At 65.5% G+C, this 9,540-nt stretch carries 6 protein-coding genes; all 6 read left to right on the plus strand.

Going from position 1 to position 9,540, the window contains the following annotated elements; genetic code table 11:
• Positions 1-95: 95 nt before the first annotated feature.
• The 6 genes from ACHFFZ_RS01475 to tuf all read left to right on the plus strand — a co-directional run bounded on the left by ACHFFZ_RS01475 (position 96) and on the right by tuf (position 9,481).
• A complete protein-coding gene (locus ACHFFZ_RS01475) occupies positions 96-3,977 on the plus strand; it encodes a DNA-directed RNA polymerase subunit beta' (protein WP_394274890.1) in 3,882 nt (1,293 codons plus the stop codon).
• A 96-nt stretch (positions 3,978-4,073) separates the two neighbouring features.
• Positions 4,074-4,739: an MOSC domain-containing protein gene (locus tag ACHFFZ_RS01480; protein ID WP_394274891.1), complete on the plus strand. Its 666-nt coding sequence runs from the start codon at positions 4,074-4,076 to the stop codon at positions 4,737-4,739.
• A gap of 243 nt (positions 4,740-4,982) precedes the next feature.
• Positions 4,983-5,354: a 30S ribosomal protein S12 gene (rpsL, locus tag ACHFFZ_RS01485; protein WP_394274892.1), complete on the plus strand. Its 372-nt coding sequence runs from the start codon at positions 4,983-4,985 to the stop codon at positions 5,352-5,354.
• Positions 5,354-5,824: a 30S ribosomal protein S7 gene (rpsG, locus tag ACHFFZ_RS01490; RefSeq protein WP_394274893.1), complete on the plus strand. Its 471-nt coding sequence runs from the start codon at positions 5,354-5,356 to the stop codon at positions 5,822-5,824. Before rpsL ends, rpsG begins: the two co-directional genes overlap by 1 nt.
• A gap of 181 nt (positions 5,825-6,005) precedes the next feature.
• Positions 6,006-8,054 (plus strand): elongation factor G, encoded by a 2,049-nt coding sequence (fusA, locus tag ACHFFZ_RS01495; protein WP_394274896.1) that lies wholly within the window; start codon positions 6,006-6,008, stop codon positions 8,052-8,054.
• 233 nt (positions 8,055-8,287) lie between these two features.
• On the plus strand, positions 8,288-9,481 hold the full coding sequence (gene tuf / locus ACHFFZ_RS01500) for an elongation factor Tu (protein ID WP_394274894.1): 1,194 nt from the start codon (positions 8,288-8,290) through the stop codon (positions 9,479-9,481).
• Positions 9,482-9,540: the final 59 nt, after the last annotated feature.

The raw sequence follows: 9,540 nt of genomic DNA on the forward strand, positions 1-9,540 counted from the left end.
CCCCTGACGGGCCCCCGGCGCTGGCCGGGGCCCGTCACTCGAACTCAGACATCCATGCAAGGCACCTGCCATGGGGCAGGGGAAAGTGAACCAACGTGCTGGACGTGAACTTCTACGACGAGCTGCGCATCGGTCTTGCCCAGGCCGACCAGATCCGCGAGTGGTCGCACGGCGAGGTCAAGAAGCCCGAAACCATCAACTACCGCACGCTCAAGCCCGAGCGTGACGGACTCTTCTGCGAGAAGATCTTCGGTCCCACCCGGGACTGGGAGTGCAACTGCGGCAAGTACAAGCGCGTGCGCTTCAAGGGCATCATCTGCGAACGCTGTGGCGTTGAGGTGACGCGCTCCAATGTGCGTCGCGAGCGGATGGGCCACATCGAGCTGGCCGCCCCGGTCACCCACATCTGGTACTTCAAGGGCGTCCCGTCGCGCCTGGGCTACCTGCTGGACATCGCGCCCAAGGACCTCGAGAAGGTCATCTATTTCGCGGCCTACATGATCACGGCCGTGGACGAGGATGCCCGTCATCGCGATCTGCCCTCGCTGGAGGCCAAGGTCGAGACCGAGCGCAAGCGCATCGAGCAGCGTCGTGACGCCGACATCGAGGCGCGCATGACCAAGCTGGAGCAGGACTTGGGCCAGCTCGAGAGCGAGGGTGCCTCTGCCGACATCCAGAAGAAGGTCCGCACCGGCGGCGAGAAGGAGCTCAAGCAGCTTCGTGACCGCAGCCAGCGCGAGCTGGACCGTCTGGATGCGGTGTGGACCCGCTTCAAGAGCCTCAAGGTCCAGGACCTCGAGGGCGACGAGATCCTCTACCGCGAGATGACCAAGCGCTTCGGCAAGTACTTTGAGGGCTTCATGGGTGCGGAGGCGATCAAGCGTCGTCTGGCCACCTTCGACCTGACCGAGGAGGCCGAGAACCTCCGCAACACGATCCAGACCGGCAAGGGCCAGCGCAAGACCCGCGCCCTGAAGCGTCTCAAGGTCGTCTCTGCCTTCCTCGACGGCCGCAACTCGCCGGCCGGCATGGTCCTGGACGCCGTCCCGGTCATCCCGCCGGACCTGCGTCCCATGGTGCAGCTGGACGGTGGCCGTTTCGCGACCTCCGACCTGAACGACCTGTACCGCCGCGTGATCAACCGCAACAACCGCCTCAAGCGCCTGCTCGACCTCGGTGCCCCCGAGATCATCGTGAACAACGAGAAGCGCATGCTGCAGGAGTCGGTGGACTCGCTGTTCGACAACGGCCGTCGGGGACGCCCCGTCACCGGGCCGGGCAACCGTCCGCTGAAGTCCATCAGCGACATGCTGAAGGGCAAGCAGGGTCGTTTTCGCCAGAACCTGCTGGGCAAGCGCGTCGACTACTCGGGCCGTTCGGTCATCACCGTGGGCCCGCAGCTGAAGCTGCACCAGTGCGGCCTGCCCAAGGCCATGGCCCTGGAGCTGTTCAAGCCCTTCGTGATGAAGCGTCTGGATGACCTGAACTACGCCCAGAACATCAAGAGCGCCAAGCGCATGGTGGAGCGTCAGCGTCCCCAGGTGTGGGATGTCCTCGAAGAGGTCATCAAGGAGCACCCGGTGCTGCTGAACCGTGCACCAACCCTGCACCGCCTCGGCATCCAGGCCTTCGAGCCCCAGCTGATCGAGGGCAAGGCCATCCAGCTGCACCCGCTGGTCTGCACCGCCTTCAATGCCGACTTCGACGGCGACCAGATGGCCGTGCACCTGCCGCTGTCGGCCGAGGCACAGGCCGAGGCCCGCATCCTGATGCTGTCGACGAACAACATCCTCAAGCCGGCCGATGGTCGTCCCGTCACGCTGCCGACCCAGGACATGATCATCGGCATGTACTTCCTCACGCAGGAGCGTGAGGGTGCCGGCACCGGCAACAGCTACTCCTCGATCTCCGAGGCCATCATGGCCTTCGATCGCAAGGAGCTGATGATGGGTGCGCGCATCAAGCTGGTCCTTTCCGGCATCGTCAAGCCCGAGGGCGCCGTCGAGCGCACCGACGGCTCCTTCCTGGTGGAGACCACCCTGGGTCGTGCCCTGTTCAACGAGGCGCTTCCCGAGGACTACCCCTTCATCAACGAGACCGTGGGCAAGAAGCAGCTGGGCGCGATCGTCAACGACCTCGCCGAGCGCTACCAGAAGGTCAAGGTTGGCCAGACCCTGGACAACCTCAAGGACCTCGGCTTCCACTGGGCGACCCGATCCGGCGTGACCGTCTCGATCGGCGACGTGCAGACGCCTCCGAACAAGCCGGAGATCATTGCCAGCTACGACGCCAAGGCTGCCAAGATCGACAAGCTCTACGAGCGTGGTGCGGTGACCGAGGACGAGCGTCGTCAGGAGCTCATCCAGATCTGGACCGACGCCACCGCCGAGCTGACCGCGGCCATGGAGGGCAACTTCACCGAGACCAACCCCATCTTCATGATGGTGGCCTCGGGCGCGCGAGGAAACATGACCCAGATGCGCCAGATCGCCGCCATGCGTGGCCTGGTGGCCAACCCGAAGGGCGAGATCATCGCCCGCCCGATCAAGTCGAACTTCCGTGAGGGCCTGTCGGTCCTGGAGTACTTCATCTCCACCCACGGTGGTCGAAAGGGTCAGGCGGACACCGCCCTGCGTACCGCTGACTCGGGCTACCTGACCCGTCGCCTGGTCGACGTCAGCCAGGACGTCATCATCCGCGAGGAGGACTGTGGCACCGAGCGTGGCCTGAACAAGCCCATCGCCCAGGACGACGAGGCGGGCACCCTGCGCGCACTCGGCAATGTCGAGACCGCGGTCTACGCCCGTACCCTCGCCGTCGACGCCGTCGACGACAAGGGCGAGGTCATCGTGGCCGCCGGGACCGACCTGGGTGACGTGGAGATCGACGCCCTGGTGGCTGCCGGTGTCTCGAGCGTCAAGGTGCGCTCGGTGCTCACCTGTGAGGCGGCCACCGGCACCTGCGCCATGTGCTACGGCCGTTCGCTGGCCACCGGAAAGCTGGTCGACGTCGGCGAGGCCGTCGGTATCGTCGCTGCACAGTCGATCGGTGAGCCGGGAACCCAGCTGACCATGCGTACCTTCCACACCGGCGGTGTGGCTGGAGACGACATCACCCAGGGTCTGCCCCGAGTGGTGGAGCTCTTCGAGGCCCGCCAGCCCAAGGGCAAGGCCCCGATGGCCGAGGCCGCCGGTCGCGTCACCATCGAGGAGGGTGACCGTTCGCGCAAGATCATCATCAAGCGCGACGACGGCCAGGAGGACCTGGAGTACCCGGTGCCGCGTCGTGCGCGCCTGGACTTCGAGGACTCCACCGGTGTCAAGCGTTCGCTCAAGGACGGCGACCACGTGGACGCGGGCCAGCAGCTGACCGCCGGCACGATGGATCCGCAGGACGTGCTGCGAGTGCGTGGTGTCCGCAAGGTGCAGGAGCACCTGGTGGAGGAGGTCCAGAAGGTCTACGGCACCCAGGGTGCCCCGCTCCACGACAAGCACATCGAGATCATCCTTCGTCAGATGCTTCGCCGCATCACCGTCATCGACTCCGGTGACACGACGATGATGCCCGGTGAGCTGGTGGATCGTCAGACCTACGAGAGCCAGAACCGCAAGGCGCTGGCCGAGGGTGGCAAGCCCGCCGAGGGCCGTCCGGTCCTGATGGGCATCACCAAGGCCTCGCTGGCCACGGAGTCCTGGCTGTCGGCGGCCTCCTTCCAGGAGACCACCAAGGTCCTGACCGATGCCGCCATCCACGGCAAGTCCGACTCGCTGGTCGGTCTGAAGGAGAACGTGATCCTCGGCAAGCTGATCCCGGCCGGCACCGGCCTGGAGCGCTACCGCAACATCCGCGTGGAGCCCACGGCGGAGGCCAAGGCAACGGCCTTCACCATGAGCTACGACCCCTTCGACTACGACTTCGGTACGGGTACGGGTGCGGCGGTTCCGCTGGAGGACCTCGACTTCGGCGACATGCGCTGAGTTCCTGAGTGACGGCATCGGGCGTCTCCCTCCGGGGAGGCGCCCGATGTCTGTTTGTCGTCACCTGGAGTGGGCGCGGCTCGCTACGGTGGCGCCATGGAGATCCTGTCGACCAACATCGGGCGGCCCCGCGAGGACATCGGTGGCTACGGCCGCCCGACGGGGCACGACAAGAGGCCTGTCGCCTCCATCACGCTCAGTGATCCCGGGCCCCGTGGTCCGCAGACGGAGCGCGCCTCCGGGGTGGAGGGCGACTTCGTGGGGGACCGGGAGCACCACGGCGGCCGCGACAAGGCGGTCTATGCGGTGGGCTGGGAGGACCTCGAGCTGTGGTCGAAGCGACTGGGCATGGATCTGCCGGCCGGCTGGATGGGGGAGAACCTCACCACCCTGGGCCGCGACCTGAATGCCGCGGTGGTGGGGGAGAAGTGGCGCATCGGTGACGCCCTGCTGCAGGTGTGTCAGCCCCGCATCCCGTGCCGGACCTTCCAGGTGGTGGCCGGACGGCCGGGGTGGATCCGCGAGTTCACCGCAGCCGGCGGTGCCGGGGCCTACTTGCGGGTGCTGGAGCCCGGGACGGTACGTGCCGGTGACCGGGTGGAGGTGCTGGACGTGCCGGGTCACGGTGTCGGGGTGCGCGAGGTCTTCCGTGCCCGCACCACCCGCCCCCAGACGGCGGCTGCCGTGCTCGCGGCGCGCGAACACCTGCCCGACGAGGTGGCGGCAAAGCTCCTGGCCCGGCAGGTGACGGACCTCGCCTGAGTCCCTGTTTTGACCCAGGGGCCTGCCTCGTCTAGATTTGGTATCTGTGCTCGACCAGATCGGGCCCGTGTGCGTGCCCTGGCAGTGGGGTCGCCCTCCTAAACGTTGCGAGGAGGGGGGCAACGGTGCGGAGGTCGCACTGCAGACAACTGCACCAGCTGGGGATAACGGTGGTCCACAACTGACGCGCGGGAGCTGCAAGCCAGGGTAAGACCATCCAGACAACGAAAGAGATACCAGCCGGTGCCTACAATCCAGCAGCTGGTCCGCAAGGGCCGCACTGACAAGGTCAGCAAGAACAGTACGCCTGCGCTCAAGGGTTCGCCCCAGCGTCGTGGTGTGTGTACTCGCGTGTACACCACCACCCCGAAGAAGCCGAACTCGGCACTCCGCAAGGTGGCTCGTGTGCGCCTCTCCTCCGGGATCGAGGTGACCGCCTACATTCCGGGCGTGGGCCACAACCTGCAGGAGCACTCGATGGTGCTGGTCCGCGGCGGTCGTGTCAGGGACCTGCCCGGCGTTCGCTACAAGATCATTCGTGGCTCGCTCGACACCCAGGGTGTCAAGGGTCGCAAGCAGGCTCGCAGCCGCTACGGCGCGAAGAAGGAGAAGTAATGCCTCGCAAGGGACCGGCGCCCAAGCGCCCCGTCATCGCCGATCCGGTCTTCGGATCCCCGCTGGTGTCGCAGCTCGTCAGCAAGATCCTGCTGGACGGCAAGAAGACCACCGCGCAGCAGATCGTCTACACCGCCCTCGAGGGCACCCGTGAGAAGACCGGCGTGGACCCCGTCCAGACCCTCAAGCGTGCACTTGACAACATCAAGCCGTCCCTTGAGGTCAAGAGCCGTCGCGTCGGTGGCGCCACCTACCAGGTGCCGATCGAGGTCAAGCCTGCTCGTGCCACCACGCTGAGCATGCGCTGGCTGGTCAGCTACTCTCGCGCCCGTCGGGAGAAGACGATGGCCGAGCGCCTGATGAACGAGATCCTGGATGCCTCGAACGGTCTGGGCGCCTCGGTCAAGAAGCGCGAGGACACCCACAAGATGGCCGAGGCCAACAAGGCCTTCGCCCACTACCGCTGGTGATCTGATGCCCCAACGTCGTGAGCGACGTTGGGGCGTCCTCACGTCCGGGGCGGGTAGAATCCTGTCCCGGGCGTGTTCTCTGTCCTACCCCATTGTTCGTAATCCATACATAGATTGAGGTTGAAGCCCTGTGGCCATCGACTTGAAGACTGACCTGGCCAAGGTCCGCAACATCGGCATCATGGCCCACATCGACGCCGGCAAGACCACCACGACCGAGCGCATCTTGTTCTACACGGGCATCACCCACAAGATCGGTGAGGTCCACGACGGCGCTGCCACCATGGACTGGATGGAGCAGGAGCAGGAGCGTGGCATCACGATCACCTCCGCCGCCACCACCTGCTTCTGGCACGACACCCAGATCAACATCATCGACACCCCCGGCCACGTGGACTTCACCGTCGAGGTGGAGCGCTCGCTGCGCGTGCTCGACGGGGCCGTGGCCGTCTTCGACGGTGTCGCCGGGGTCGAGCCGCAGTCGCAGACCGTGTGGCGCCAGGCCAGCAAGTACGGCGTTCCGCGCATCTGCTACATCAACAAGCTGGACCGTACCGGTGCGAGCTTCGACCACTGTGTCAAGACCATCCGCGAGCGCCTGATGGCCACCCCGGCCATCATCCAGCTGCCGATCGGTGCCGAGGCCGACTTCCTGGGCGTCGTCGACCTGGTCGAGATGAACGCCAAGACCTACCGCGGTGAGACCACGATGGGTGAGATGTACGAGGTCGAGGAGATCCCGGCTGACATGCTGGAGCAGGCCAAGGCGGCCCGCGCCGAGCTGCTCGAGGTCGTGGCCGAGGCCGACGACGAGTTGATGGAGATGTTCCTGGAGGGCGAGGAGCCCTCGGTGGAGCGCCTGAAGGCCGGCATCCGCAAGGGTGTCCTGGAGAACAAGTTCAACGCCGTGGTCTGTGGCACCTCCTTCAAGAACAAGGGTGTGCAGCCGCTGCTCGACGCCATCGTCGACTACCTACCCAGCCCGCTGGACGTTCCCGCCATCGCCGGCTTCAAGCCCGGCGACGAGGAGACCGTCCTGGAGCGTCACCCGAACAATGACGACCCGCTGTCGATCCTGGCCTTCAAGGTGGCCGCCGATCCGCACCTGGGTAAGCTCACCTTCATCCGCGTCTACTCCGGTGTCCTGCAGGCCGGCACCCAGGTGCTGAACGCCACCAAGGGCAAGAAGGAGCGCATCGGCAAGATCTACCAGATGCACGCCAACAAGCGTGAGGAGATCGACGCCATTGGTGCCGGCATGATCGTGGCCGTCATGGGCCTCAAGGACACCACCACCGGTGAGACCCTGTGCGACCCGGCCAACCCGATCATCCTGGAGTCGATGGAGTTCCCGGCCCCGGTGATCGAGCAGGCCATCGAGCCGAAGACCAAGTCGGACCAGGAGAAGCTGGGTGTCGCCATCCAGCGCCTGGCCGAGGAGGACCCCACCTTCCGCGTCCACACCGACGAGGAGACCGGCCAGACCATCATCGCGGGCATGGGCGAGCTGCACCTCGAGGTGCTGATCGACCGCATGAAGCGCGAGTTCAAGGTCGAGGCCAACATCGGCAAGCCGCAGGTGGCCTACCGGGAGACCCTGCGCCGCCCGGTGCAGAAGGTCGACTACACCCACAAGAAGCAGTCGGGTGGTTCGGGCCAGTACGCCAAGGTGATCGTGGACCTGGAGCCGCTGGAGCCGGGCTCGGGCTACGAGTTCGTCAACGCCGTCACCGGTGGCCGCATCCCCAAGGAGTACATCCCCGCCGTGGATGCCGGCATCAAGGACGCCATGCAGTTCGGCGTGCTGGCCGGTTACCCGGTCGAGGACATCCGTGTCACCCTGACCGATGGCGCCTACCACGATGTCGACTCCTCGGAGATGGCCTTCAAGCTGGCCGGTTCGATGGTCTTCAAGGAGGCTGCTCGCAAGGCCGACCCCGCCATCCTCGAGCCGCTGATGGCCGTCGAGGTGACCACCCCGGAGGACTACCTGGGTACCGTCATCGGTGACCTGAACTCTCGTCGTGGCCAGGTGCAGAGCATGGACGAGCTGCACGGCAACCGCGTCGTTCGTGCGCTGGTGCCACTGAGCGAGATGTTCGGCTACGTGGGTGACCTGCGCTCGAAGACCTCGGGACAGGCCTCCTACTCGATGGAGTTCGACTCCTACGGCGAGACCCCGAAGAACATCGCCGACGAGATCGTCGCCAAGGCTCGCGGCGGCGAGTGACGGTGGCCGATTGGGTGGAGTTCCCGGTTCCGGCCAGGAACTCCACCCGATCCGCATCAGCAATGAGTTTGACTCTCGCCCGCTGGTGCACAAAACTTGGACGGTAGCTGTGCACTGCTTCGGCAGCCATGGCGCCAGCAAGAAGCAAGGACCCCCGGAGAGGGATTTCCCCACTCCGATTTCACACCAGTACGCCCCGCGGAGAGCGTGGCGGCAATCCAGAAGGAGCCCCAGTGGCAAAGGCCAAGTTCGAGCGGACTAAGCCGCACTGCAACATCGGCACCATCGGACACATCGACCACGGCAAGACCACCCTCACCGCGGCGATCTCCAAGGTGCTCCACGACCAGTACCCCGATCTGAACGAGGCTTCGCCCTTCGACCAGATCGACAAGGCTCCCGAGGAGCGTCAGCGCGGCATCACGATCTCGATCGCCCACATCGAGTACCAGACCGAGAAGCGCCACTACGCGCACGTTGACTGCCCCGGCCACGCCGACTACGTCAAGAACATGATCACCGGTGCTGCCCAGATGGACGGCGCCATCCTCGTGGTCGCCGCCACCGACGGCCCCATGCCCCAGACCCACGAGCACGTGCTGCTGGCTCGCCAGGTCGGCGTGCCCGCCATCGTCGTCGCCCTGAACAAGTGCGACATGGTGGACGCCGAGGAGCTCATCGAGCTCGTCGAGATGGAGGTCCGTGAGCTGCTGAGCTCGCAGGACTTCGACGGCGACGGCTGCCCGGTCGTGCGCGTCTCCGCTTTCCAGGCCCTGCAGGGCGAGGAGAAGTGGGTCAAGAGCGTCCAGGACCTGATGACCGCTGTCGACGAGTACATCCCGCAGCCCGAGCGCGAGACGGACAAGCCCTTCCTGATGCCCGTTGAGGACGTCTTCACGATCACCGGTCGTGGCACCGTCATCACCGGTCGTATCGAGCGTGGCATCGTCAAGACCGGCGAGACCGTCGACATCATCGGCATCAGCGAGACCAAGCAGACCAGCACCATCACCGGTGTCGAGATGTTCCGCAAGATCCTCGACGAGGGTCGCGCTGGCGAGAACGTCGGCCTGCTGCTGCGTGGCACCAAGAAGGAAGACGTCGAGCGTGGCATGTGTGTCATCAAGCCCGGCTCGACCACTCCCCACACGGACTTCGAGGGCTCGGTCTACATCCTGACCAAGGAGGAGGGTGGCCGTCACAAGCCCTTCTTCTCCAACTACTCGCCCCAGTTCTACTTCCGCACCACGGACGTGACTGGTGTCGTGCAGCTGCCCGAGGGCACCGAGATGGTGATGCCCGGTGACAACACCGACATGACCGTGCACCTCAACAAGCCTGTCGCCATGGAGGACGGCCTGAAGTTCGCCATCCGTGAGGGTGGGCGTACCGTCGGTGCCGGCCGCGTGACCAAGATCGTCAAGTGACCCTTCGTCACTGATCTGGTCGGGCGACACCTGATCAACCCAGTGGGCCCCGATACAAC

The organism is Luteococcus sp. (assembly GCF_043424415.1).
In the GTDB taxonomy this organism is placed as follows: Bacteria; Actinomycetota; Actinomycetes; order Propionibacteriales; family Propionibacteriaceae; genus Luteococcus.

Bases quoted from the DNA above. Each gene is read 5' to 3' on its own strand.
- ACHFFZ_RS01480 (WP_394274891.1), top strand. From the start codon at position 4,074: ATGGAGATCCTGTCGACCAACATCGGGCGGCCCCGCGAGGACATCGGT.
- rpsG (WP_394274893.1), top strand. From the start codon at position 5,354: ATGCCTCGCAAGGGACCGGCGCCCAAGCGCCCCGTCATCGCCGATCCG.
- fusA (WP_394274896.1), top strand. From the start codon at position 6,006: ATGGCCCACATCGACGCCGGCAAGACCACCACGACCGAGCGCATCTTG.